Here is a 24,217-nt window from a genome sequence, read left to right on the forward strand (position 1 = left end):
CTCTCTTCTCACACCCCTGGCCGCACGGCCTGGTTCATCAGCTCGCCCTCGGTCCAGCGGACCGGGCGGATGTGCACCGGGACACCGGTCTGCTGGGCCTCCACGATCTTGCCATCCCCCAGGTACATCGCCACGTGGTGAATCGTGGTGGGGTCGGACTCGTCGTAGGCCCAGAACAGCAGGTCGCCGGGCTGGGCCTGCTCGACGGGCAGCAGCGCGCCCGCCCGGTACTGCTCGCGCGAGGTGCGCGGCAGGCTGATCCCGCCCGCGCGGTAGGACTGGACCATCAGGCTGGAGCAGTCGTACGAGCCCTGCTGGTCGGTGCTGGCGCCCCACACGTACGGCTTGCCTTGCTGGGAGAGCGCGAACTGCATGGCGCCGCCCGCGGCCTGGGTGGGGGCGGGCAGCAGTGCGCCGAAACCGGTGCCGCAGCCGGTGAAGTTCTCGACCTGGCCGAGCGCCCCGATCAGGTGCGCGGCCATCGATTCCCAGCGGTGGTAGCGGTCGGGGAACGCCGAGCGCTCCACGTCCTGCGCCGACTCGCCGGGGCGCTGGGTCTCCCAGTCGGGGACGGCGAGCAGGACGTCGTAGAACTTGTTGATGGCGTAGGTCGGGTTGGTGACCTCTTCCCTGCTGCCCCAGCCCATGGAGGGCCGCATCTGGAAGATGCCGAGCGAGTCGCGGTCGCCGTAGTCGAGGCTGCGCAGACCCGACTCCGTCATCCCGGCCTGGATGGCGACCTGCCACGCGCGGGGGGACAGGTTCCGCTGCTTCCCGATCGAAATGATCATCGCGACGGTGCCGCGCTGCTCGTCGGTGAGGTTCGAGGCGTCACCGGCGCCGGAACCCGCGGGCCCCGTGCTGGACGGGCCGAGCGAGGCGTTGCAGGAGGCCAGCGCGACGGCCTGCGCCCCCTGCGCCTGCTCGTTCTGCACGACCTGCGACACGGCACCCGTGCTGATCACGGTGGTGGCAACCGCGACCACCACCGCACCGATGATCACCGCCGTCTTCATGGGCGGCCCTGTTCGTAGGCGGCGACCTTCCAGCCCATGTTGGTCTCGATGGCGGTGACGTGCACCGTGCCCTGGTCGGTCGGCACCTCGGCCTCGACCGACTTGGCGAACGACGCCTCCGCCCGCACGGGCCCGGTCACCTTCGTGGCCAACACGTTGGCCGGGTCAACCGAAGCCATGACCGCCGCGTACTCCTCGGTCATGTACGGCCGCAACCGCGCCAACCACTCCTGCGCCGACCCGTCGTGGTTGACCCACTGCTCGGCCCACTGCCGCACGACCTCAAGCGCGGGCGCGGGCGCGACCCCCCGCGAACTGGTCGGGGAGGGCGTGGAGGTGAGCCGGGTGGGCAGGGGGGACGTGGTCGTGAGAACGCTGGGCGTGGGCACGAGCGAGGTAACCCCCGGCGGCGCCGCCGCCCCGGCAGGCACCTGGGGCGCGGCCTTGGCCCCGATCAGCTTGGGCACGACGATGCCGGCGGCGGTGAGGACCAGGGCAGCTAAGAAAACAGCCACCCCAAGATGCCGGGGCGAGCGCAGGGGCCAACCCCACAACTTCCGGTAGACGGCCGCCCGCCCCCGATTAGTCCGAATCGGCACCGGACCTCACCCCCTCAACGCCTCTGCCCGGAGAATCCCGAGCGAGCCGACCTGCCGTGCCACCGGAACGGATCACGTCACCTCACCACCGAGTCGGTATCGCGCGGCCCGTCGTGCAACGGCATCCGCCGGGCCTGACGCGGCGCGTTCTCCACTCGCCGGGGCGCGTTGTCCGCCACCTCGAGTCCCCGCGACGGCCGGTAAACCACGTGCACCGGTCGCCCGGCCACCATCTCCACCTCGGCGACCCGAGGAGTCGGGGTCCCCTGGACCTCCACCGGCGTCTCGAACTCACCCCGCCGACTCGGCACCATCGACGGGATCACCACGGCGTCCTCACCGCGGTCCCACCCTCGATCGGCGACCGGCACGGTGTCGACGACCCGACTGCTCCGGCTACCGCCGATGGCCAACCGCGCCGAACCGGGCTGTCCGGGGAGCCCGTCGAGCACCAGTTCCCCCTGCCCACCGGACTTGCCTGCCTCGATGCCGGGCCGACTCCCCCCGATGGCCTGCCCGGGCCTGGGCGGTCGCCGCACGTCCAACCGCTCCGCGTGCACCGTGACCGGGTTGCTGGCCTCCGGGCGCGGGCGCCGCCCACCGGTCGGCACGAGCGAACCCTCGGTCTCCTCGTTCTCCCGGACATTCGCCCAGAAGTCGTCCTGCGGCGTCGGCCCCTGCTGCTTGTTCCGCCGGAATCGGGAGAAGATCCCCCCGCCGACCCCCGGCATCGTCGCTCCGGCGGCGCCAACCGACAGCTCCAGCATCTGCCACATCCGCCGGGCGGGCCGCCCGACCACGAAGAACACCAGCGTCACGATCGCCGCCAACAGCATCTGCGTCAGCAGCGACAGCTTCGCGTCCGGCGAGAAGATCAGCTCAAGGAACTTGAAGTGGATCCCGGCCAGGATCGCGAGCACGAGCACGTTGAGCACGACGGCACCGACGGCACGCCCGACCTTGCGCAGGATGTCGTGGTGCACGAGCGCCACCAACCCGATCACAGGGGCAGCGAGCGCCAGGATGCGCAGCAGCAATTGCGCCAGCAGCACCGCGAGCTTGGCGAACAGTTGGAAGACCGAGTAGACGATCGCCTGGAACAGCGCGAGCATGCCCGAACCCGTCCGGCTGCCATCCGTGCCCTTGAAGTAGCCGGTGGCGGGACCGAGCTGGGTGGCGATCGCTTTGTATTCGCTCTTCTTGGCCTGCTCCGCCGCATTATCCGCGTCCCGGTGCTTCAGCAGGTCTTCTCGTGACCACGCCTGGGCCTCCAACAATCGCGGACCGAAATCGGTGGCCTGCGGACTGTCAGGGCTGCCGAACTCGCCGCGCAACCAGTTCTCGTAGACGATCTTGGTATGCAGGCTGGTCGGCAGGATTTCCTCCGCGTCTCGATCCTCTTGTGGATCGACAAAGCCCGCCTGAATACCCGTGGTGATTCGAACGATTGTGTCATCAATACGGTCGTAGTTGGCGATCAGGACCGCGGACGAGGCGGCGAGCCACATTCCTGCGAACGCCAACATCGCGCGTTTGCTTACGGTCGCAAGATCGCCACGCCAGATCTGCCGGAAGAGCAACACGGCCAGGACCAGCATGAACAGACTGAAGAGCTGGGTGTAGATGTTGTTGAAAACAGCATCGGCCGCCTTGCCGATCTGGTCGTTGAGCCCGCCCAACACGCCACCGGCCGCCAGCGTGTAGTGCAGCGAGTTGGTAGCTCCGACAATATTCTTGGCGACGTTGAAAAGTTCGTTGCCCGACCAGTTGTCGATCGTCGACCCGGGGTCCGCGACACCATTCGGAACGATTCCGCCACAAGAATCGTCATAGACATGCCAAACCATCCCGGCGTAGCCGTACTTCCAATACGGCCCGTTCGGTTCACCGTTGCCCAGTGGGGGGTCCAATGCGCCGACCATGCCGGTGCCGGGGCGTTCCGGGTTGGGGACGCAGGAGTCGTTGGTCTGGGCCATGGCTGGGCCTGCCAGGAAGACCTGGAAGCCCAATACTCCCACGACGGCGAGCATGGACAGTGCGCGGCGGGAGAGCGTTTGGCCGCGTTGTCTCCTGCGCCGCCACACCGCGGTGAGCAGCATGGCGGCGGCCGCCACCGCGAGTGTCGTCATCGGACGTCCTCGGTGTTCGAGGTCGTGGCGATTAACCGCGCGACGCGCACCGGGGTGGCGGTCATGCCGCGTCCTCGCGGCCGGGTTTCTTGGGGCGGTCCGGGTTTTCCGGCGGGGGGCCGCCGGGGACGGGTTCGACTATGAAGTCCTCTTCGGTGAGCCCCAACTCGAATTCGGCGGCCCGCTCGAATTCCTCGTCCGTCGGCATCGACTCCGACGTCGGGTACTCCGGCTCCGGCGGCGTGGGTACGTGCCGCTCCTGCGACTCCGCGAGCAGTTGGCGGGCCGATTCGCGTTGGGCGTCCGGGGTGGTGTCCATGACGGCCCGCAGGTGGTCGAGGTGGGCGCCGGAGAGGTCGATGCGGATTCGCTCGACTCCGCCTGCTCCGTCGCCGAAGATGAACTGGCGCGGGGCCGTGTCGCGCTCCACCATGCCCCGGTGGACGCCCGGGCGGCGGCCGAGGCTGGCGACGACCTGTTCGTACCCGGCGCCGACGGGGACCTTGAGCAGGCGCAGGGCGTCGGCTTGGGCTTGGTCGTCGTCGAGGCGTCCGATGAAGACGGAGTCGAGGAGGGCTACGAAGCCCTGGATCTTGAGGAAGTCGGCCGGGATCTGGGACGACAGGAGGACTCGGACGTTCCACTTGCGGGAGTCGCGGGCGAACCGGTTCATCAGGACGCGACCCGTGGGGACTTCGGAGAGGAAGAACGCCTCGTCGATCCAGACGCCCTTGCGCATGTCCTTGGGGCGGTCGTAGATGGACCGCTGGGTGAGCCAGGCGGCCAGGTTGAGCATCTCGACGCCCAAGGCCTCGGCGTCGGTCCAGTGTTCGCGGGCCACACCGTCCTTGGGGAGGGTCAGGCCCGCCATGGTCAGCACGGTCATGCGGTCGTCGCGCTGCTCGTCGTACGGGTCGGCGCCGCGTTCCGGGATGAGCAGCGACATGCGCTCCTTCATCTCGTCGAGAAAGTCGGCGACGACGACGGCGTGCTCGCGGTGTTCGCTGGCGTCGCGCCGCAGCGCGTCGAAGACCAGGCTCGGGTCGGCGTCGACCCGGCCGCCGACCGTGCGGACCGCGCGCAGCAGCACGATCCGGCTCTGCGGCAGCCGCGCGACCTCGTAGGGCAGCAGACCGGACAGGACGTCGAGCACGAGCCGACGGCGGGTCGCGGCCGCCAAGGCCTTCTCGCGGCGCCAGGCCCGTTCCGGGTCCTCGTCGTCGAGGAAGTGGTCGATCTTCGGTTCGGCCACCACGCGGTACGGGTTGAGAATCCCGGCCTGCGCGTTCAGGAGGTTGATCGGCCGCGCGTACGGCCGCAGCTCGGGCAGTTCGCACAACCGGGCCAGCGGACCCGACGGGTCGAGGATCGTCCAGTGCGCACCCGCGCGCAGTGTCTTGTAGACGATGCCGCCGCCGAGGAACGACTTACCACCACCGAGCCCCGCGACCATCGCGGTCAACCCGGAGCCGTCCCGGATCTCCTGCGCCATCCACGGATCCCAGGCGACCGGGCGACGGGTCGCGGTGCAGGTCTCGCCGAGCAGGATCCCCCGCCGGTCACCCACTTCCGCCGTCGCGGTGGGAACGGCGGACGCCGCCCACACCACCGACCCGCGGCGCAGGTACGCCGAGGACGCCAGCGGCTCCCCCGGGATGAACTCCCGCGCCATCGCGTACTGCGCCTCGGGGTGCTCGATCGCGACCTTCGGCTTGTAGAGGTCGAGCAGCTGTTGAGCCAACCGCAGCGCGTCCCGCTCGGACGGACCGGACACCGCGAGCCGCCACCACGAGCGGACGCGGGTGGCCAGCGCGGTGAAGCCGGAGGTCATCTCGTCGTCGATCTCCAGCACCCGCGACGCCTGCCGGGCCAGCGACTGCGGCGGCTCCAGCTCGTGCTCGTCGGTGTAGTGCTTGACCTGCGACCGCACCTTGTTCATCTGCCGCTGGAGTTCGCCCTGGACCTCTTCGGGCTTGCGCACGTAGATCCGGGCCGACCACTCCACCGACGCGGGCAGCCGGTCCGCGCGCTGCACCCACGGGTCGTCGATCTCCGGGATCTGCAAGCCGTGCATCATGCCCACGGTCAGCACCGTCACGTGCCGGGTGACGCCCGCGTTGGACCCGGTTCGTCCACGCACGGTGACGGTCGGCGAGTACGGGTCCTGGTGGAAGTCCGCGGCGTCGGTGAAGCTGGCCAGGTCCTCGGGTTCCCAGGCGGCACCGGGCACCGCGGGCATGTTGCGCGGCGCGGGCAGGCCCAGCGAGCAGGACCGGTGCATCAGCCAGGACATCTCCTCGGCCGTCGCGGGCCGACCCTCCAGTCCGGCCGACCCGATCACCTGGTCGAGGTGCTCGACCTCGCTCTCGATCGCCAGCAGTTCGGCGTCGACCGCGTCCGGGAACACCTTGCGCAGCAACGGGGCCGCGCGTTCGACGGCGCGGTCGACCACGTTGCGGGTCTGCACCTGGACTCCCAGGTAGACCTCTTTCTCGGCCATGGACCGGCCGAGGAGTTGCTGCTGCTCACCGATGAGGTAGTCGTCGAAGCTCAGCGCGCCCGGCACGTCCGGCAGCCGGTTGACCGCGTTGTGCACGTGCGCCTCGGCCCACATGCGGATCGGGTACGGGCGGGTGGTGACCCGCAGGTGCATCCAGCGGCCCGCGAGTTCGGCGTACTGGCCCGCGATCGCCGCGATCAGGTCCTGGCGCTGGGAGTCCGAGCGGAACGACCAGCGCTGCGGCGCCAGCCGGTACCAGGCGTAGACGTCGGTGCCGGTGCGCAGCAGGTGCCCGTCGATGGTGCGGGCCGCGATCTCCGGGGTGTAGCTGGGGATGCCCTGCTCGCCGGGCAGCCGCTTGCCGCGCTTGCGGGGGGCCGGGGCCTGCTGGTACCGCGCGCTGTGCCGGGTGCGGCCCGGCTGTTGACCTCGGTCGTGCGGATGTCCCGCCGGATGTGGCGCGAGCGCGTCCTGCTCGCGCTTACGGCGTCCGAACACCGCTGACCTCCCTGTTCCTCTGCTTCTGGGTCTTCTTGGCCGTCCGCTTGCCGGGTCGCGGCTGCCGGGTCGCGCCCGCCGCGCGGGCCTCACGGGCCTTGCGGCGGGCTTCCTCGGCGCGGCGCGCGTTCTTGGCCCGGCCGCGGTCGGAGCCGCGGGGCTTGCGGCGCGGTAATTCCGCGCGCACCCGCACGCCCGCCGCGCTGACCGCGCCGCCGGTGCCGGTGGTCTGCTCGCGCGGGGTGTTCAGCTCGCGCAGCCACATGGTCAGCACGGCGCCGAGCGGGCGCTCGTGGCTGATCCGCGAGCAGATCACCATGGTGAGCGCGACCGTGGCCACCAGGCCCCAGGCGAAGGACCAGAACAGTCCCACCCCGACGTTGCGCAGCACCGTCAGTGCGATGAGGAAGACGACGGTGCCCACGCCCCAGGCCACATACCGGGCGCGCCACGGGAAAGTGGCCTTGGGTGGACCGAGCCAGACGGCGTCGACCCGGTAGACCTCGTCGTCGGTGCGTATCCGCACGTCAGTTCACCGGGCCTGTTCAGCCGGTGAACAGGCCGGCGATCCACCGGCCGATGCCCTCGCCCGCGTTGGTCACCGCGAGGCCGATGATGGCCAGCGCCACGATGACGCCGCCGAGCCTGCGCATGACACCCGCGTTGTCCCCCTTGCCGCCGCCGAGCCAGAGCAGCAGCAGCGCCACCACCAGGAGCAGGAGCGGGATGATGTTTTCCAGGATCCAGGTGCGCAGGCCGCCGGTGTTGACCTCGGTCTGGGTTGGTTGCTGCTGGGCGAGGTCGACGAGGGCGGCAAGGGTCGGGGTAGTCATCTCGATCTCCCAAGTGCGCGGGAGCCGTCGGGGCGTCGAGCTCCACGCGCGGCAGGTCTGTGCTGTGCCCGTCGAGTACAGCACGAAGGGCACAGGATTGTCATTACCAACAGTAGTTAGGAGGTCGCGTTCCGTAGGACCAAGCGCCTTCCTCCGTCGGGTGCGGCTGCCATCTGACCACACCATCATCATCCGGAGAGAGCCGGTCAGAACCCACGACCACCCGATTTTCCTAGTCCGCCGGGTGTTTCACCCGAGCGCGCGATCATCGTTCACCCTCAGTGACGCAACTCACAGGGTATACCCGGGCGCGACGCGTGCGAAATTACTCCAATCGGTGTAGGTCTGCCCGGCATCGGGCAAGCGTCGGTAGGGCGGGCGAGCCGACGCCATAAGCCGGATCCTGTTCCCAGGGCGAGCCCTGGGTGGCGACCATCCATCTAGACCTGCCGTCGCCGGCAGGTTCGTGCGGCCTACCCGCAGACTCGGGCGGGCCGCCCTCGGACGTCTGCGCAGGAGCCTCGCGGCTCCCTCTTGGCCTTGCTCCGGGTGGGGTTTACCTAGCCGCCCCGGTCACCCGGGGCGCTGGTGGTCTCTTACACCACCGTTTCACCCTTACCAGGTGGACTCGGATGGCCCGATCCACCGGCGGTCTGTTCTCTGTGGCACTGTCCCGCGAGTCACCTCGGGTTGCCGTTAACAACCACCCTGCCCTGCGGAGTCCGGACTTTCCTCGTCGGTGGGTCACACCGCCGCGGCCGCCCGGTCGACTCGCCCGCGAGATCAGGATACGGGGGTCCACTTCGCGGTCCGCACGTCCCATGGCGTGGACGCCGTTGAGCCCACCCGCACGTCCCTGATCTACTCGGCGCATGTCCGGTGACCGTGTCCTCACCCGGCGCAGATACGTGGACTTCCTCCTCTTCGCGGGCGGGACCTGTTCGAGCTGACCGCACCAGTCAGCCACCGCGAACGCTCACCACACCTGGAGGGGACCATGGGCTCGATCCTGATCATTTCCGGCAGCCCGGCGCCGACCGCGCGGGCCGGGATCCTCGTCACCCACACGGCGGACCACCTGCGCACGTTGGGACACCAAGTGTCCGTGCTGCGGGTCAGAGACCTGCCGACCGTGGCGCTGCTGGCGGAGGACACCACCGACCCGGCCATCTCGGCGGCGATGGCGTCGGTGGCCGCAGCCGACGGGATCGTCGTCGCCAGCCCGGTCTACCGGGCCGCGTACAGCGGTCTGGTGAAGTCGCTGCTGGACCTGCTGCCCGCCGGGGCGTTGGCGGGCAAGGCGGTGCTGCCGTTGGCGACCGGTGGGACGCAGGGGCACCTGGTGGCGATCGACGGCGTGCTGCGGCCGCTGCTGTTCGCCATGGGGGCGACGAAGGTGCTGGCCGGGCACTTCGTGCTGGACCAGATGATCGCCGACGAGCGGGAGGGCGCGCACGTGCGCCCCCTGGCCGCGGCGGCGCTGGGTGAAGTGGTGCTGAACTTCTCCGAAACCGTCCGCCGCAGGCGCCCCGCGGTCGTCCCGCTCACCGGCTGACGCGCCGGACCGGACCCGGCAGGCGCGTCAGACCGAATGCGGGGCCGCGCGTCAGACCAGGTGCGAGGTGTCGTTGACCAGGCGGACGGAGGCGTTGTCGTCGGGGTAGAACTCGACGATCGACAGCGACGCCAGGTCCAGGTGCAGCCGGTAGAGCAGGGACGGCCCGACGTCGAGGCCCAGCCGCAGCAGCGCCTTGATCGGCGTCACGTGGCTGACCACCAGGACGGTCCGCTCCGGGTACGCCCCGACCAGTTCGTCCCGGAACGCCCGAACCCGCTCGTGCACCCGGTCGAAGCTCTCCCCGCCCGGCGGGGGGACCGACGTGTCCGCCAGCCACCTGGCGTGCAGCTCGGGGTCGCGCTCGACGGCCTGCGCGAACGTGAGCCCTTCCCACGACCCGAAGTCCGTCTCGATCAACGCGTCGTCAACGCGCACCCGGCCCCCGGTGGCCGCGGCGACCGCAGCCGCCGTGCTCGTCGCCCGGGACAGCGGCGAGGCCAGGATCGGCGTGTCCGCGTCGATCCCGTCCAGCTTGGCGATCCGCCGAGCCGCCGCCTCGGCCTGCGCCTGACCGTGGTCGGTCAGCGGGACGTCGCCGCGCCCCGAGTACCGCCGGTCGACCGACATCTCGGTTTGCCCGTGCCGCAGCAGCAGGATCTTCGTCGGCGCGCCGAGCGCCCCCGACCACGCGGCGGGTGAGGTGCGGGCCGCCTGGCGGTTCACCGCCTCGCCGTCCATGGCCTGGTTGGCCAGCTTGTCGGCCCGGTGGTTCTGCGCGCGCGGGATCCAGGTGTAGGAGATCCGGGCGAAACCGGAAGCGATTTCACGTGCTTCCCCAGACAACGGCCGCATCGACGGGTGCTTGACCTGCCAGCGCCCGGCCATCTGCTCGACCACGAGCTTCGAGTCCATCCGGACCTCGACGGCGTCCGCGCCGAGCTCGGCCGCCGCGCGCAGCCCGGCGATCAGCCCCTTGTACTCGGCCACGTTGTTCGTGGCCACCCCGATCGCCTCGGCCCGTTCCGCCAGCACCGCGCCGGTCTCGGCGTCGAGCACGAGCGCGCCGTACCCGGCGGGCCCGGGGTTGCCCCGCGACCCGCCGTCGGCTTCGACAATGACCCTCACCGCGGACCACACACTGCGACAACTCCCACTACGCGTTCACAGCCCCGATTCGGCGGTCCGCACGAGCACCGCGCCGCACTCCGGGCACTCCAGCACCTCGTCGCTCGCCGCCTCCCGGATGCGGGACACCTCGCGGCTGTCGAGCTCCAACCGGCAGGCCCCGCACCGGCGCGCCCGCAGCAGCGCCGCGCCGATCCCCCGCAGCTCGTGCCTGCGGGTGTAGACCTTGAGCAGGTCCTCCGGGATGCCCGGGAGGACCTTCGCGCGCTCGGCCGTGCGCCGGGCCTCGTTGGTGTCGAGGTCGGCGAGGTTCTCGTCGCGGCGGTGGGTGACGTCGGCCAGGACCTGCTCGGCCTTGCCGAGTTCGAGGTCCGCGTGCTTGGTGTCGAGTTCCACGGCCTCGCGGCGCTCCATCAGCTCCAGCAGGTCGTCCTCCAGCACGCTCTGCCGCCGTTCCAGGCTGGCGAGTTCGTGCTCCAGGTCGGTGAGCTGCTTGGCGCCGATGGTGCCGCCGGAGAGGAGTTTGCGGTCGCGGTCCTCGCGGGCCCGGACGGCGTCGATCTCCTTCTCCTGGCGGGCGGCTTCGCGGTCCAGGTCGTCGAGCTGGGTGCGGATGGCGACCACGGCGTCCCGGCGGGCGCGGACCGCCTGCTCCGCCGCGGCCAGTTCGGCCAGTTCCGGCATGGAGGTGCGGCGGTGCCGCACACGGGCCAGTTCGGCGTCGACCTCGGCGAGGTCGAGGAGTCGGCGCTGGACGGCGGGATCGGCTTTCACCCGGTGAACCTCCCGGTTCGGGTCGGCGCGCCTGGGGCCTGGGCGGTCCAGGGATCGGTGCGGCGGGAAGAGACGTCGACTGTGACGGTACCGCCGAGGGCGGAGCGCAGGATCTCCGCCGCCTGGCCGCACCACGGCCACTCGCTGGCCCAGTGCGAAACGTCGACGAGCGCGGGCGCGGACGGGTCGGCGAGGTGCTCGCCCGCCGGGTGGTGGCGCAGGTCGGCGGTGACGTACGCGTCGACGCCCGCCGCGGTCACCACCGACAGGTACGAGTCGCCCGCGCCGCCGGACACCGCGACCGTCCGGATCTCCCGGTTCGGGTCGCCCGCCGCGCGGACCCCGCCCTCGGTGGCGGGCAGGGCGCGGGCCACGCGCTCGACGAAGACCGCGAACGGCTCCGGCTCGGGCAGCACCCCGACGCGGCCGATGCCCGTGCGCCCGTCCGGGTTCGGGTTCAGCGGCCCGGTCACCCGCAGGCCGATCGCGGCGGCCAGGGCGTCCGAGACGCCGGGGTCGGCGGAGTCGGCGTTGGTGTGCGCGCAGTACAACGCGATTCCGGCGCGGATCAGCCGGTGCACCAGCCGCCCCTTGGTCGTGTCGGCGCCGACACCGTGCACGCCGCGCAGCAGCAACGGGTGGTGCGCGACCAGCAACCCCGCGCCGGTCTCGATCGCCTCGTCCACAGTGGACTCGACCGGGTCGACGCAGACCAGCGCCCGCTCGATGGTCTCGGCGGGGTCGCCGCAGACCAGACCGACGGCGTCCCAGCTCTCGGCGAGCGCGGGCGGGTACGCGGCCTCCAGTGCGGCAACCGCGTCGGCGACGGTCGTCACGGGTGGACCTCCAGTTCGTCCGGGACCAGTTCGGCCAGCGCGGCCAGCAGCGGCGCGCACTCGCCCGGGGAGCGGACGGCGACCCGCAGGTGGTCCGGCCCGAGCCCGGGGAAGGTATCGCCCCGGCGCACGGCGATTCCTCGCGCGCGCAGCGCGTGCCGCAACCGTTCCCCGCCGGGGACTCGCAGCAGCAGGAACGGCGCCCGCGGATCTCCCTGCACCAGGTGGCCCAACTCCGCGACCAGCACCTCGCGGTGGTCACGCGCATCGATCGCCGCGAGTTCGGCCTCGGCGAGCGCGGGGGCCTCGCAGCAGGCCACGACCGCCTCCAGCGACAGCGTCCCCACCGGCCACTGTGGACGGTTGCGGGCCAGTCGGGCGAGCACGTCCGGGTCGCCCAGCGCGTAGCCCGCGCGCAGGCCGGGCAACGCCCAGGTCTTGGTCAGGCTGCGGAACACCAGCACCCCGGACTCCCCCGCCAGGCTCTCCGGCTCGCCGGGCACGGCGTCCATGAACGCCTCGTCGACCAGCACGACCCGACCCGGCCGCCGCAGCGCGCGGATCAACTCGGCCGGGTGCAGGGTCGAGGTGGGGTTGGTCGGGTTTCCGACCACCACGAGGTCGGCTGCCTCCGGGACCCGGTCGGGGTGCAGGGCGTAGCCGTCCTCGGCGTCGAGGAGTACCCGGTGCACGGGCACGCCCCCGGTGCGCAGCGCGACCTCGGGTTCGGTGAAGGACGGGTGCACGACCGCGGCCAGGCGCGGCGTCAACGCGGGCAGCAGCGCGAAGCCCTCGGCGGAGCCGTTGAGGACCAGGACCTCGTCCGGGTGGCGGCCGTGTCGGGCGGCGGCGGCCGCGCGGGCGCGCAGGTCGTCGGCGGGCGACGGGTAGGTGCCGAGACGGTCGAGGGCGCCCGCGAGCCGGTCGCGCAGCCAGCGCGGTGGCCTGCCGCCGCGCACGTTGACCGCGAAGTCGAGCAGGCCGGGTCCGGCGTCGCGGTCGCCGTGGTGGCGCAGCAGGTCGCGGTCGGCGGGGAGGGGCGGGTTGTCGCTGGTCATCGCCGCCAGATGCTAGTGCGTCCGGCGGTCCGCCCCGGTACTCCTACCCTGGCCGCGTGCACATCTGCTTCGTCTGTACCGGCAACATCTGCCGCTCCCCCATGGCCGCGCTGGTGTTCGCCGAGCACCTGCGCCGCGCGGGGTTGGCCGACCGGGTCCGGGTGACCAGCGCGGGGACGGGCGGCTGGCACGTCGGCGAGCCCGCCGACCCGCGCACGGCGGGTGTCCTGGCCCGCAACGGCTACCCGGACGAGCACGTCGCCGCCCAGCTCGACGACGACCACCTGTCCGCCGACCTGCTGGTGGCGATGGACGCCGGGCACGCCCGCGCGCTGCGCGCCCAGGGCGTCGACCCGGACCGCGTGGTGCTGTTCCGGTCCTTCGACCCCGCCGCCACCGACCTCGACGTCCCGGACCCGTACTACGGCGGCCCCGAGGGGTTCGACGAGGTGCTGGCGATGGTCGAGGCCGCCTGCCCGGAGCTGCTGGACTGGGTCAAGGAGAACTGAGCCGTGGACCCCCGCGAAGCCGTCGTCGCCGTGACCGAGCTCACCGGCGCCCGGGCCGTCGCGGCGTACCCCCTGACCGACAACGTCTTCGAGGTCGACACCGACGACGGCGACCTGTTCGTGGCCAAGTACGACGCCCGCACGGCCGCTGTCACCGCCACTGCGGCGGGCATGGACTGGCTGGCCGAACCGGGGGCGGTCGCGGTGCCGCAGGTGCGCGGCGCGGACGACCGCTGGCTGGTGATGGAGCAGGTCGAGCAGTCCCCGTGGACCCCCGACGCCGTCGCCGCCTTCGGTCGCGGCCTGGCCGACCTGCACTCGGCGGGGGCGCCCGCGTTCGGCGCGTCGACCGGCCCGGAGCGGGCGTGGATCGGGCTGGCCCCGCTGACCTGCGTCCCGGCGGACACGAGCTGGGCGGCCTGGTACGTCACCGACCGGATCGAGCCCTACCTGCGCGGCGCCGCCGACCGCTGCCTGCTCGACGCCGACGGTGTGCACGCCGTCGAACAGGTCTGCGCCCGCGTCGACGACCTGGCGGGCCCGCCGGAGCCGCCCGCCCGGCTGCACGGCGACCTGTGGCACGGCAACGTGCTGTGGACGGTGGAGCGGGCCTGGCTGATCGACCCGGCCGCGCACGGCGGCCACCGCGAGACCGACCTCGCGATGCTGTCGCTCTTCGGCTGCCCGGAGCTGAGCCGGGTCCTGGCGGCGTACCACGAGCACCGCCCGCTGGCCGACGGTTGGCGGGCCCGCGTGCCGCTGCACCAGCTGTTCCCGCTGCTCGTGCACACCGTCGTGTTCGGCGGTACGTACGCCCGGCAGGTCGCGGACACGGCCCGGGCGGCGCTGCGCGCGTGAGGCCGGCCTACCGTGGTGGGGTGCGGTTGAGGTTGCTGCTGCGTCCGAGTTGGCTGCTGCTGGCCTTCGTCACGGTGGCGTTCGCCGTGACGTGCTTCACGCTGCTCGCGCCATGGCAGTTCGAGCGGAACACCGAGCGGTCGGCGACGAACGCCGCGGTCCGCGCGTCCTTCGACGCCCCGCCCGCCCCCATCGGGTCGGCGCCCGCCGACGAGTGGCGCCGCGTCACGCTGACCGGCGAGTACCTGCCCGAGGCCGAGGCGCTGGCCCGGCTGCGGACGGTCCAGGGCAACGCCGCGTTCGAGGTGCTGACCCCGTTCCGGCTCGTAGACGGTTCGGTCGTACTGGTCGATCGCGGCTACCTGCGCCCGGTCGAGGGGGTCCGCGTGCCCCAGTTCGCCGCCGCCCCGACCGGCCGCGTGGACCTGCTGGGCCGGATCCGCGTGAACGAGACAACCCCCCGCGACGCGTTCGACGAAGACGGTCGCAGGCAGGTCTACGCGATCGACCCGGCCGTGGTCGGCCGCGCGGCGGGCCTCGACATCCGACCGGGCTACGTGCAGCTGGAGGAGAGCACCCCCGGTGTCCTGGGGGTGCTACCGCTGCCGCAGCTGGAGGCGGGACCGTTCCTGTCGTACGCGTTGCAGTGGATCGCGTTCGGCTCGATGGCCCTGCTCGGCCTCGGCTACTTCACCTGGCGCGAGATCCGCCCGGGCGGCGCGCTGGACACCGCCCGCCCCCGGCGCCGGTCCGTCGCGGAGATCCTGGCCGAGGACGAGGAGCGGGACCGGGTCAGCGGCGGCACCGCAGGGCGATGAGCGCGGCCAGCCCGGCCGTCGCGGTGCCGATGTGCCGGGACAGCTGCACGGCCTTGGTGACGTCGATCGCGTCCGGCGCGCCGCCGTCGCCGAGCACCGGCCGGTCCTGCACGCCGTAGGGGTACTCGGTGCGGCCCCCCAGGCTGATCTTCAGCGCCCCCGCGAAAGCGGCCTCGACGCGGCCCGCGTTCGGGCTGGGGTGCGCGGCGGCGTCGCGCTGCCAGGCGATCCACGCGCCCGGCTGGTCGCCGCCGACGGTCCTGGCCAGCAGCACGGTCAGCGCCGCCGCGACGCGCGCGGGCACGTAGTTCGCCACGTCGTCGAGGCGGGCGGAGGCCCAGCCGAAGTCGCGGTACCGGGGCGAGCGGTGCCCGACCATCGCGTCCATGGTGTTGACGGCCCGGTAGCCGAGCAACCCGGGCACCCCCGCGACCGCGCCCCACAGCAGCGGCGCGACGACGGCGTCCGAGGTGTTCTCGGCCACGGACTCGACGACGGCCTTGGCCAGCCCGTCGACGTCGAGCCTGCTCGGGTCGCGGCCGCACAGGTGGGGCAGCCGGTCGCGGGCGGCGTCGAGGTCGAGGCGGGCCAGGTGGTCGCCGATGACCGCGCCCTCGGCGGCCAGCGACCGACCGCCGAGCACGACCCAGGTCGCCACCGCGGTCCCGGCCACCCGGACCAGCGGGTTGCGGGCGCGTTCCACCAGCACACCGAGCCCGACGGCGCCACCGGCGAGCACGGCCGTGTAGACCACCCCGGGAGCCTTGGCGTCGCGGTGGACCAGCCGCTCCAGCCGCTGCGCGACCCGACCGAACCCGGCCACCGGGTGCCACCGCCGGGGGTCGCCCCAGCGCGCGTCCGCGGCGGCGCCCAGCAGCAGTCCGAGCGCCCGTGCCACCGACACCGCTCCTCCTCGCGCTGGCCCTGATCAAGTTCCCCCTGGCGGGGGAACCGTAGCGCGGGGCGGCGGCCGGGGTGCGCGGCTGTCGGCCACCCGGGCTATCGTGGCCCGCCGTGGAGGATGACCAGGCGGACGCCCCCGCCGCCGCGCGGTTGCAGCTCTACGCCTACCTGCAGCCCCGTGAGCACCACCACACCTACCTGGCGATCATGCGGCTGTTCACCTCGACCCTGCTGGCCGACCTGTCCGCCGGTGAGGTGTCCTCGGCGCTGGCCGCCGCCGAGCGCGACGGCCGGGTCGACATCGGCGAGTCGCACATCGACGTGGTCATCCCGCGGCTGCGGCAGCTGGTCGAGTGGGGCAACCTGGTGCACGGCCGCCGGGAGACCATCGCCGCCAGCATCGCGGAGTTCCAGCAGGGCTCCATGCGCTACCAGGTCAGCAAGCTCGCGGTGCGCGTGCAGCGCGACGTCGACGAGCTGCTGCGGGTCCCCGAGGGCGCCCGCGAGGTGTCCCGGGAGCTGCTGCCCGCGATCGAGCGCGGGCTCACCGAGCTGGGCGAGGCGCTGGCCGTGGCCGCCGCGCGCAGCCAGCGCGACCCGGGCTCGCTGCCCGCGCGCCGGGCCCGCGAGCAGCTGGCCGAGCGGGTCACCACGCTGTTCCTCCAGCACGCCGAGCTGGCCGCGACCGTCCGCGACTTCTACGCCTACCTCGGCCAGGTCCTCACCCGCCACCACTTGGCGCCCGAGGAGATCGCGGGCTTCCGCAACCTGCTCGTCGAGTACATCCAGGTCGTGGTGGAGGACGTGCTGCGGCACACCCCCGCCATCGCCTCGTCGCTGACCACGCTGGCCCGCTCGCGCTCGGAGCTGCTGCGGCTGCTGCGCCCGGCCGAGCAGCTGGGCGCGGCGGTGGAGCGGACCCGCGGCCGGGGGTCGGCGGACTGGCAGGAGTTCACCGACTGGTTCGTCGACCGGCCGGGAAACCCGAGCCAGGTCACCGCGCTGCGGGAGGCCACCACCCGGGCCATCGGCGCGCTGCTGGCCACGGTGCGCCGGGCCACCACCGGCGGCGGCCTGCTGCCGAGCAGGCGGGCCGAGCTGGTCCGGCTCGCGGGCTGGTTCGACGCGGCCTCGCCGGAGCGCGCGCACGCGGTCTACGCCGCCGCGTTCGGCCTGCACTCGGCGCGCAACCTGCTGCCCGCGCCGGAGCACGACGGCGACGACGAGCACACCCCGTGGGCGGACGGCCCGGCCATCGACGTCACGGTCAGCGTGCGCGGCCGGGGCGACCGCGGCGCGCGCGGCCGGACCTCGCGGATCATGGACGACCCGATCACCGAGCAGGGCCTGCTGGCCCAGGCCCGGGAGGCCGACGAGCGGCGCGCCGCGGCGGCGGACGAGCTGGCCGCGGCGGCGGCGAACCTGGACGAGGCGACGCTGTCCGGTGAGGCCCTCGGCGCGCTGTGCGAGCTGCTCACGCTGGCGATGGCGCAGCGCGAGGGCGCGGCGGACCCGGGCGCGGCGACCGACCAGGTGCGCGGGCTCGCGCTGACGCTGACCCCGCAGGTCGGCCGCACGACCCGCATCCGCAGCAAGGCGGGCACGCTGACGTTGCGCGACACCCTCGTCGGGATCACCCGGGTCGAGACGGGCAAGAGCGGTAAAAAGGTAAGCGATGCCCGTTAAAACGCGCCCCGATGTCCTGGCGGACCTGTCCGACATCGACGCGGCCAATGTCGCGCGGTGCGCGAAGGTCTTGCTGCGCCACCCCCTCTTGCGGCCGGGTGGGCAAGACGGCGACCTCTTGCCGTTGGTGTACCGGTATCGCGTATCGCTGCAAGAGATGTTCGCGACGCTGTTGGGCTACCGGCTTGTCGTAGAGCGCCGGTTCGCACGTCTATATAAGAGCGGCCCGGGTGACGACACCACGCGCGGTGAGGCCAGCCTGTCCCCACGCGCCTATGCGTACGTCTGCCTGACAATGGCAGCGCTGACCGGTGTCGGACGGCAGGTGCTGTTGTCCCGTCTGGTCGCCGATGTGCGCGGTGCCGCGTCCGAGGCCGGGATCTCCGTGGTCGACGACGTGGGCGACCGGCGCGCGCTGACCGCCGCGCTGCGGCACCTCATCGGTCTCGGCGTGATCACCGAGACCGACGGCACGGTCGCGGGCCTGGTCTCCGAGGCCCCGTCGGAAGCGCTCATCACCATCCACACCGACCTGCTGGGCCAGCTGCTGGCCGGTCCGCTGGCCGAGGCGGAGTCCGCCGACGAGCTGGTGGAGCTGGCGTGCGCGCCCGGCCGGTTGGGCGTCGAGCACGCGGTGCGGCGCAGGCTGGTGGAGAACCCCGTGACGCTGCACGCGGACCTGCCCGCCGCCGAGGCCGAGTGGCTGCTGCGCAACCAGCGGCGCGAGTCGGTCGTGCTGGAGCGCTGCTTCGGCCTGGTCACCGAGATCCGCGCCGAGGGCGTCGCGGTGACCGACCCCGAGGAATACCTCACCGACGTCGTCTTCCCCTCCACCGGCACAGTCGCTCGAATCACCCTCTTGGCGCTGCCGGAGCTCTTGGACCAGTCCGACCTCTTGGACGACAACGACGAAGAGCCCCCACGACGTCCCGACGGCCGCATCCCGGTGACCAGGGAACGGTTGTTGTACGTGTGCCGGATCCTGGTGGAGGACTACCCGGCCGCGTGGTCGCGGCAGGCCACCGACGGCCTGGACACCCTCGCCGACGCCGTGGTCGACCTGCTTTCCCGCCTCATGCTCGCGGTGCCAGACGGCGACGGCTGGTTGATCAGCCCCGCCGCGCACCGCTGGCTGCCGCAGCCGGACGACTCGCCCGGCAGACCGGCGGCCGTGCCCGAGACGCCGCCGGAACCGGGGTGGTCGCTGTTCGACGAGGAGGCCGTGCGGTGACGACCGCTCCGACACCCGAGACGCCCGAGACCGACCCGGCCCCGGTGCCCCCCGAGCACGACGACACCCCGCGCCCCGGGCGCTGGCGGCTGCACCGCGGTGGCATCGTCAACATCTGGCAGTACCGCGAGCAGGTCTTCGACTTCTCCGGCGGGCGCGCGATCTTCCAGGGCACCAACGGCTCCGGCAAGTCCCGCACGCTGGAGCTGCTGCTGCCGCTGTGCCTCGACGGCGACCTGCGCTACCTGGGCTCCAAGGGCGCGGGCACGGTGTCCATCCGCCGTCTCATGCTCGACGACTACGACGGCGGCCCGAACCGCATCGGCTACGCCTGGATCGAGCTGCACCGGCACACCGCCACCGGCGCCGACGAGTACCTGACCTGCGGCATCGGCGTGAAGGCGTCGGCCACCTCCCAGCAGATCAGCGACTCGTGGCGGTTCGTCACCCCCACCCGGGTCGGCACGCACTTCCAGCTCGCCTCCGCCGACCGCGTCCCGCTCGGCCCCGCCGCGCTGCGCGAGGTGCTCGGCGCGGACCGGGTCTACGACGAGGCCGCGTTCCGCGCCAAGGTCGCCGAGACGGTCTACGGCGTCCCCGGTGGCCGCTACGGCGACCTGCTGCACCTGCAGCGCACCCTGCGCAACCCGGACATCGGCCTCAAGGTCCAAGATGGACAGTTGGAGCAGATCCTCACCGACGCCCTGCCGCCGCTGGACGCGGGCGTGGTGGAACAGCTGGCCACCTCGTTCGAGGACCTGGAGTCGATCCGGGAGAACATCGGCAGGCTCAGCTCCGCCGACACCGCGATGACCGCGTTCCTGTCCGGCTACTCCGGCTACGCGCTCGGCGCGCTGCACGCGGCGGGCGGCAAGGCCCAGGCGGCGGGCCGCGCGCTGGACAACGCGCACGCCGAGATCCGCAAGCTGGAGACCAAGCTGGTCGCCGACGCCGACCGGCACGCCGAGGCCGAGGAGCGGGTGCGGGCGCTGGAGGAGCGCGACGCCGAGCTGGAGACCGGCATCGACTCGCTCAAGTCGCTGCCCGCCTACCAGGGCCTGCGCGACCTGCGCGACCGGGAGAAGCTGGTCGAGCAGTCCCGCGAGGCGGCGAGCACCGCGCTGGACAACGCCGGTGTGCAGCGCAACCACGCCGACCGCGCGGTGGAGACGGTGCTGACCGTGCTGCGCCGCCTGGGTGGCGACCTCGAGGACGCGACCGAACTCGCCCTGTCCACTTCGGACGCCGTGACCGCCGCCGGGCTGGACCCGGCGCTGTGCCCGCGGGTCCCGGAGGCGCCGAGGCCGGAGGCGGGCGCGGTGACCGACCGGGTCCGCGCCAAGCCGGACCCGGAGGCGGAACCGCTGACCATCCAGCGCCGCACGCCCCCGCCGGTCGCCCCGGACGAGCTGGCGTCCGCGCTGTCGGACGCCGCGGGCCGGGCCGGTGACCTGGCGGGCGTGGTGGCCCGCCGGGCCGCGCTGGCCATGTCCCTGCACGACCGGGCGCTGTCCCTCGACGCCGACCGGCAGGAGCTGGACAAGCTCCAGGCCAAGGCGCGCGACGCGCAGCTGGCCGCGACCGAGGCCGCCGGTCACCGCAACGAGGCCCGGCAGCGCTTCGGCGTGGCCGCCGAGGTGTGGTGCGAGCGCGCTACGGCGTGGGCGTCGAACGGTCCGTTCGCCGACCACGAGCACGCCCGACCGCCGCGGCCCCCGGCCGTGGACGCGGTCCTGGCCCGCCCGGACTCGACCCGCGAGGCCCGGGACGCGGCCCGGCAGTGGGCGGCCCCGCACCTGACCGGCCTGCGCCAGCAGGTGGTGTCGGCGCGGCAGGCCGTGGACGAGCTGGTGCGGCGCACCAAGGACGCCGAGGCCCGGCTGATCGAGCTGCGCAAGGGCGTCGACGCGGCCCCGCCCGGCCTGCCCGACCGGGGCGACGGCGTCCCGTTCTACCGCCTGGTCGACTTCGCCCCCGACCTCGACGCGGAAACCCGCGCGGGGCTGGAGGCCGCGTTGCAGGACAGCGGCCTGCTGACCGCGTGGGTGCTGCCCGACGGCGGTCTCGGCGAGCCGGGGCTCGCCGGTGTCCTGGCCACTGTGGACGGTCCGGCGCCGAGCCCGTTGACCGCCGCGCTGGTGCCCGCGGTCGAGCCGGGCGACCCGGTGCCGGCCGGTGTCGTGGCCGCGCTGCTGGCGGCGGTGTCCTACGACGCGGAGTACCCGGGGCTGGCCGTGTGGCCGACGGGGCGTTGGCGGGCGGGTGTGATGCGGGGTTCGGCGGCCAAGCCGGACGCGGAGTTCGTCGGCGCGGGGGCCCGCGCGGCGGCCAGGAACCGGGCGATCGAGGAGCTGGCGGCCGGGCTGGAGGTCTTGCACACCGAGCTGGCCGAGGCCGAGACCCGGCTGCGCGACCGGTCCGCGACGGTGGAGGTCTGGGACCGCCACCTCGACGCGTTCCCCGACGACCGCGAGCTGATCGCCGCCCGCGTGACCGCCGAGCAGGCCGTGCGCCAGACCGACGACCTCACCGGCAAGGCCGAGCGGTGGCGCACCGAGCACGTCACCGCCGACGGCCGCACCCGCGCGATGGAGACCGAACTGGCCCAGGACGCGGCGGCGGCCGGGCTGTCGGCGGACACCGAGGCGCTGCGGCACGCCCAGCGCGCGGCGGGTCAGGCGCGCGGGTCCGCGGAGGCGCTGCGCGACGCGTTGGCGAAGCGGGCCGTCGGCACGATCCGCGACCTCGTCGAGGCGCTGCACGACCACAACGCCGCCGTCGACGACCGCGACACCGCCGAGCGCGTCGCCGACGAGAAGTGCCTGGCCTTCCACCGCGAGGCCACGGCGCTGGCCGAGCTGACCTCGGCGGTCGGCGGGGCGGCCGAGCAGGTCGCGCACCAGCTCACCGACCTGGAGCGGCAGCGCCGCGAGGCCCGGCAGGCGCTGCCGGAGTCCCGGCGCGCGGCGGGCGAGCTGTCCAACCAGGTCGTGAAGACGCAGACCCTGCTCGACACGAGGTCGGCGGAGATCGACGGCAGGCGCACGGCGGCTTCCGCTGCGGCGCAATCGTTTGCGGACGCGTTGGCCGCGCCGGGCGTGTGGTCCGCCGCGATCAGCGAGGACCGCCCGGGCGACGACGCCGACGCGTGGGCGCTGCTGGAGGCGGCGGTCGCGGAGAGCAAGCGGCTGCCGAGCGAGGAGAACGTCCTCACCAAGCTCCAGGCGTTGCAGGCGGCCCTGGCCGGTACGCACAACGTGCTGCCGGAGCGGCACGCGGGAATCCTGACCGTCGTCGTGTCGGCCGAGGAGGGCCCGGCCCCGGTGGCGGTCGCCGCGCGCCGGGTGGCGGAGCGGCTGTCCGAGCGGCGCGGGTTCCTCACGGAGCAGTACCAGGGGATCTTCGCGCTGCACCTGGTGCGCGAGCTGGCGGAGCGGCTGTCGGCGCAGATCGCCGTCGCCGAGGACCTGACCAGGCGGATGAACGACGTGCTGGACACCGCCCGGTCCAGCCAGGGCGTGCACGTGCGGCTGGAGTGGCAACCCGCCGCCTGGCTGGACGAGTCGACGCTGGAGGCCCTGCGGCTGCTGCGGATCCCGTTCGCGCAGCGGACCGAGGAGCAGGACACCCGGTTGCAGCAGGTGTTCACCGAGCGGATCGAGTCCGAACGCGACAGTGCCAGCGGTGGCTACACCGAGATCCTGGCCCGCGCCCTGGACTACCGCGGCTGGTTCGCCTTCACCGTCCGGGTCCGCGACACGGGCCCCGACGGCAAGCCCCGCTCCCGCAGGCTGCGCCAGCTGTCGTCCGGCGAGACCCGCCTCATCTCGTACGTCACCCTCTTCGCCGCGGCCGCCGCCTTCTACGGCGCCATCTCCGCGGGCTTGGCCGCGTCCATGTCCCCGCTCCGCCTGGTCCTCCTGGACGAGGCATTCGAGCGACTCGACGACCCGACCATCGCCCGCATGCTGGAACTCCTGGTCGACCTGGACATGGACTGGATCATCACCTGGCCCAGCGGCTGGGGCGTCTCGGACCGCATCCCCCGCATGCACATCTACGACGTCCTGCGCCCCAAATCCGGCCACGGCGTCGCCTGCACCCACACCACCTGGGACGGCGCGGACCTGGAACGGGACGACCCGTGACGGATCCCCTGGTCGAGTTCGGGCGCCCGGAGTACGAGGTCCTCTGGCGCCAGGCCCGCACCGCCGTCGCGCGCGGTCAGGTCAAGCTGGGTTACAAGGCCCCCACCCCTTCGGCCGCCGCAGCCGTCTCCACCCTGCTCGACGTCGAAGTCACCGCAGGCGTCGGCCGCACCATCGCCGTCACCGACCTGGACGCCCGCCTGCACACCTTCGGCACCACCCTGAACACAGTCCTATCCACCCTCTTCGGCGACGCCGCGGCAACTCTCGCCCCCGTCGCCCCGCACCAGGCCGACGACATCCTCTTAAGGGCCCTGGTCTCCGCGGGCCTAGACGTCCCTTGGGCCCCTCAATGGGCCGACCAAGCCCGCCGCTACGCCAAGATCCCCGCCGAGCACCTGTCGACCATGGCCACCCAGGCCGCCGCCGTCCTGGCCCGGCTCAACCTCGCCACCACTCCACCCGCCACCTGGCAGGTCCGAACCGACCTCAACCCGGCCCTGACCCGAGGCAACCGCCTGACCGCCCTGGTCCTGCGCGGCGCGGCCCTGGCCCACAACACCCCACTCCCCCGAACACCGGCCGACGAACGTCGCCTGTGGGAACGCTGCGGAGTCCTCCCCGACGCCGTGTCGACGACCGTCCTCAGCTGGAACTTCCCCGGCTGCGAGGCTCGCACGTCCCAGGGCCTCCCCACCCACCTCACCATCCGAGACCGCGTCCCCCCACTTCCGGGCGTCTCGATCTGCGCCAGCCCCACCACCCTCGACGCCGCCATCGCCGCAGGCGTGACCCACCCCCTGCTCTGCGTCTCGGGTCACCTGAACCCGGTGGCCCGCCACATCCTCGCGGCCCTGAGGACCCCCCGAATCCACACCGACTTCGACCCCCACGGCCTCCTCATCGCCACCCAGGCCCACAGCCTCGGCGCCACCCCCTGGCGCCTAACAGCCAACGACTACCGCGACGCCCTAACCACGGCCCGCACCAACACCTGGGACCTCCCACCCCTGGACGCGGCACCCCCGAACACCCCCTGGGACCCGACCCTCCCCGAGGCCATGCGCGCCGGCTGGTCCATCCCGGAGGAGTTCACCATCCCCACCCTCCTCACCGACCTGACCTAACCCACCCCTCC

The 24,217-nt window shown here is 72.9% G+C and carries 19 protein-coding genes and 1 other RNA gene; 8 read left to right on the plus strand and 12 right to left on the minus strand.

The annotated features are described in order from the left end of the window. Window positions 1-8 precede the first annotated feature (8 nt). The 7 genes from CLV40_RS31845 to rnpB form a co-directional block, all read right to left on the minus strand. Window positions 9-1,016: a C40 family peptidase gene (locus CLV40_RS31845; protein ID WP_104482723.1), complete on the minus strand. Its 1,008-nt coding sequence runs from the start codon at window positions 1,014-1,016 to the stop codon at window positions 9-11. Beyond that, entirely contained in the window at window positions 1,013-1,531 is a 519-nt protein-coding gene (locus CLV40_RS31850; RefSeq protein WP_342752323.1) for a hypothetical protein, read from the minus strand. The genes CLV40_RS31845 and CLV40_RS31850 overlap by 4 nt, the downstream gene beginning before the upstream one ends. Before the next feature lie 161 nt (window positions 1,532-1,692). Continuing rightward, window positions 1,693-3,744 carry a magnesium transporter gene (locus CLV40_RS31855; RefSeq protein ID WP_245931690.1) on the minus strand — a complete coding sequence of 684 codons (2,052 nt, stop codon included), beginning with the start codon at window positions 3,742-3,744 and terminating at the stop codon, window positions 1,693-1,695. A 61-nt stretch (window positions 3,745-3,805) separates the two neighbouring features. Next, complete coding sequence (locus CLV40_RS31860) at window positions 3,806-6,598, minus strand: ATP-binding protein (RefSeq protein WP_245931695.1); 2,793 nt, start codon at window positions 6,596-6,598, stop codon at window positions 3,806-3,808. Window positions 6,599-6,725: 127 nt separating this feature from the next. Next, window positions 6,726-7,268, minus strand: a complete 543-nt coding sequence (locus CLV40_RS31865) for a hypothetical protein (protein WP_181043864.1) — start codon at window positions 7,266-7,268, stop codon at window positions 6,726-6,728. Window positions 7,269-7,287: 19 nt separating this feature from the next. Next, window positions 7,288-7,575, minus strand: a complete 288-nt coding sequence (locus tag CLV40_RS31870) for a hypothetical protein (protein ID WP_104482726.1) — start codon at window positions 7,573-7,575, stop codon at window positions 7,288-7,290. Between the two features lie 375 nt (window positions 7,576-7,950). After that, an RNA gene (gene rnpB, locus CLV40_RS31875) (RNase P RNA component class A) lies at window positions 7,951-8,349 on the minus strand. 223 nt (window positions 8,350-8,572) lie between these two features. Between rnpB and ssuE the strand changes: the two genes are divergently transcribed. Further along, window positions 8,573-9,130 carry an NADPH-dependent FMN reductase gene (gene ssuE, locus CLV40_RS31880; protein WP_104482727.1) on the plus strand — a complete coding sequence of 186 codons (558 nt, stop codon included), beginning with the start codon at window positions 8,573-8,575 and terminating at the stop codon, window positions 9,128-9,130. Between the two features lie 51 nt (window positions 9,131-9,181). Here ssuE and CLV40_RS31885 read toward each other — a convergent pair whose 3' ends face one another. The 4 genes from CLV40_RS31885 to cobC are packed head-to-tail and all read right to left on the minus strand — an operon-like array spanning window position 9,182 to window position 12,926. Then, a complete protein-coding gene (locus tag CLV40_RS31885) occupies window positions 9,182-10,258 on the minus strand; it encodes a bifunctional RNase H/acid phosphatase (RefSeq protein ID WP_104482773.1) in 1,077 nt (358 codons plus the stop codon). A gap of 36 nt (window positions 10,259-10,294) precedes the next feature. Continuing rightward, window positions 10,295-11,032, minus strand: a complete 738-nt coding sequence (locus CLV40_RS31890) for a zinc ribbon domain-containing protein (protein WP_104482728.1) — start codon at window positions 11,030-11,032, stop codon at window positions 10,295-10,297. Further along, entirely contained in the window at window positions 11,029-11,868 is an 840-nt protein-coding gene (locus CLV40_RS31895) for a Nif3-like dinuclear metal center hexameric protein (RefSeq protein ID WP_104482729.1), read from the minus strand. Before CLV40_RS31895 ends, CLV40_RS31890 begins: the two co-directional genes overlap by 4 nt. Beyond that, entirely contained in the window at window positions 11,865-12,926 is a 1,062-nt protein-coding gene (cobC, locus tag CLV40_RS31900; RefSeq protein ID WP_104482730.1) for an Rv2231c family histidinol phosphate aminotransferase CobC, read from the minus strand. The genes CLV40_RS31895 and cobC overlap by 4 nt, the downstream gene beginning before the upstream one ends. 56 nt (window positions 12,927-12,982) lie before the next feature. Between cobC and CLV40_RS31905 the strand changes: the two genes are divergently transcribed. Genes CLV40_RS31905 through CLV40_RS31915 form a run of 3 tightly spaced genes read left to right on the plus strand, consistent with a single transcriptional unit; the run spans window position 12,983 to window position 15,111 of the window. Continuing rightward, the gene (locus tag CLV40_RS31905) at window positions 12,983-13,435 is read left to right on the plus strand and encodes a low molecular weight protein-tyrosine-phosphatase (protein WP_104482731.1); all 453 of its coding nucleotides are present in this window, start codon (window positions 12,983-12,985) and stop codon (window positions 13,433-13,435) included. A gap of 3 nt (window positions 13,436-13,438) precedes the next feature. Then, window positions 13,439-14,293 carry a fructosamine kinase family protein gene (locus tag CLV40_RS31910; RefSeq protein ID WP_104482732.1) on the plus strand — a complete coding sequence of 285 codons (855 nt, stop codon included), beginning with the start codon at window positions 13,439-13,441 and terminating at the stop codon, window positions 14,291-14,293. Between the two features lie 20 nt (window positions 14,294-14,313). Further along, window positions 14,314-15,111, plus strand: a complete 798-nt coding sequence (locus tag CLV40_RS31915) for an SURF1 family cytochrome oxidase biogenesis protein (RefSeq protein ID WP_104482733.1) — start codon at window positions 14,314-14,316, stop codon at window positions 15,109-15,111. On the opposite strand, the gene CLV40_RS31920 is transcribed toward CLV40_RS31915, so the two are convergent. Continuing rightward, a complete protein-coding gene (locus tag CLV40_RS31920; protein WP_104482734.1) occupies window positions 15,086-16,015 on the minus strand; it encodes a cobalamin biosynthesis protein in 930 nt (309 codons plus the stop codon). The two genes, CLV40_RS31915 and CLV40_RS31920, sit on opposite strands and share 26 nt — an antisense overlap. Before the next feature lie 110 nt (window positions 16,016-16,125). Here CLV40_RS31920 and CLV40_RS31925 point away from each other — a divergent pair, with 110 nt between their 5' ends. From CLV40_RS31925 to CLV40_RS38505, 4 genes are read left to right on the plus strand one after another with little or no spacing between them, the layout of a single operon-like run. Next, window positions 16,126-17,700 carry a DUF2397 domain-containing protein gene (locus CLV40_RS31925; RefSeq protein WP_104482735.1) on the plus strand — a complete coding sequence of 525 codons (1,575 nt, stop codon included), beginning with the start codon at window positions 16,126-16,128 and terminating at the stop codon, window positions 17,698-17,700. Next, the gene (locus tag CLV40_RS31930) at window positions 17,690-18,931 is read left to right on the plus strand and encodes a TIGR02678 family protein (RefSeq protein WP_104482736.1); all 1,242 of its coding nucleotides are present in this window, start codon (window positions 17,690-17,692) and stop codon (window positions 18,929-18,931) included. Before CLV40_RS31925 ends, CLV40_RS31930 begins: the two co-directional genes overlap by 11 nt. Then, entirely contained in the window at window positions 18,928-23,079 is a 4,152-nt protein-coding gene (locus CLV40_RS31935) for a TIGR02680 family protein (RefSeq protein WP_245931691.1), read from the plus strand. Before CLV40_RS31930 ends, CLV40_RS31935 begins: the two co-directional genes overlap by 4 nt. Further along, window positions 23,076-24,206: a TIGR02679 domain-containing protein gene (locus tag CLV40_RS38505; protein WP_181043865.1), complete on the plus strand. Its 1,131-nt coding sequence runs from the start codon at window positions 23,076-23,078 to the stop codon at window positions 24,204-24,206. Before CLV40_RS31935 ends, CLV40_RS38505 begins: the two co-directional genes overlap by 4 nt. The last annotated feature ends 11 nt before the right edge of the window (window positions 24,207-24,217 follow it).

The sequence above is a fragment of the Actinokineospora auranticolor genome (genome assembly GCF_002934265.1).
In the GTDB taxonomy this organism is placed as follows: Bacteria; Actinomycetota; Actinomycetes; order Mycobacteriales; family Pseudonocardiaceae; genus Actinokineospora; species Actinokineospora auranticolor.